Source organism: Streptomyces sp. 13-12-16, assembly GCF_002114215.1.
Classification (GTDB): Bacteria; Actinomycetota; Actinomycetes; order Streptomycetales; family Streptomycetaceae; genus Streptomyces.
Map to the genome: position 1 here is coordinate 1 of NZ_NCTE01000919.1, position 1,258 is coordinate 1,258.

At 74.6% G+C, this 1,258-nt stretch carries 1 protein-coding gene; it reads left to right on the plus strand.

Features of this window, described 5'->3' with window-relative positions; all coding sequences use genetic code 11:
• Nucleotides 1–255: 255 nt before the first annotated feature.
• A partial coding sequence (locus B7767_RS32245) for a GNAT family N-acetyltransferase (protein ID WP_085575223.1) occupies nt 256–1,258 on the plus strand: 1,003 nt, incomplete at its 3' end.

Below are 1,258 nucleotides of genomic sequence, written 5' to 3' on the forward strand. Positions count from 1 at the left end.
CACCCGACGGCCGGCACGCGGGTACGGCCCGTTCCCCGGCCGTACCCGGTGGGACCGCCGCCGGGCCGGGGCCCGGCCGGTCCGGCCCCCGGCACCGCCGGCCTGCAGACGTTCCGCTGCTGAGCGACCGCGGTACCGCCCGAGGCCTGAGCCGTGCGGCCGGGTGCAGCCCGCCGCGTGCTCCCCGAGCCGGTCCACGGTGACGAGCAGGCCTTCTCGTGTCCCGGAAACCGTGACGACACAGGAGGTGCACACATGTACGGAAAGCGCGTTCTCGTGGTGCGGCCCGACGAACTCGGGCCGAGCGAGCACAAGACGTGGAGAGAGCTGCGCGCCGGGTCCGGCGCACCGGAGAACCCGTTCCTCGATCCGGCGTTCACCACGGCCGTCGGACAGGTCAGGCCCGGCGCCAGGGTGGCCGTACTGCAGGACGACGGGGCACCCGTCGGCTTCCTCCCGTACGAGAGGGGGCCGCTGGGCCGGGGCCGGGCCATCGGCCTCGGGGTGTCGGACAGCCAGGGCGCCGTCCTGCGCCCCGGCCTCCGGCTCGACCCGCGCGCCCTGCTCGCGGCCTGCGCGCTCTCCTCGTGGGAGTTCGACAACCTGGAGGCCGGCCAGCACCTCTTCGTACCGCACGCCGTCGAGGAACTCGCGAGCCCGGTCGTCGACCTCGACCGGGGATACGAGCACTACACCGACGGGCTGCGCGCCCGTTCCCCCGGTTTCCTCAAGCAGACCCTGGCCAAGGAGCGCAGGCTCGCCCGGCAGGTCGGCGAGGTGCGGTTCGTGTACGACGCCCGGGACCCCGAGGCGTTACGGGCGCTGATGCGCTGGAAATCCGCCCAGTACCGGCGGACGGGCCGCCGGGACCGGTTCGCCCAGCGGTGGATCACCGGGTTGGTGGAGCTGCTGGCGCACGGTGACGATCCCGGGTGCCGCGGACTGCTCTCCGTGCTGTACGCCGGCGGCCGCCCCGTGGCCGCCCACTTCGGACTGCGCTCGGCCACCGTGCTGTCCTGGTGGTTCCCCGCGTACGACCGTGACCACGGCCGGTACTCGCCCGGACTGGTGCTGCACCTGCGGATGCTCCAGGCCGCCGCCGCGGACGGCATCCGCACGGTCGACCTGGGCAGCGGACCCGCCCGCTACAAGGACTCCCTCAAGACCCGCGAACTCCCGGTCTACGAGGGTGCCGTGGTGCGTACGGGACCGGGCGGGACCGCGTACCGGCTGGGCCGGGAGCCGGCACGGGCCGCCC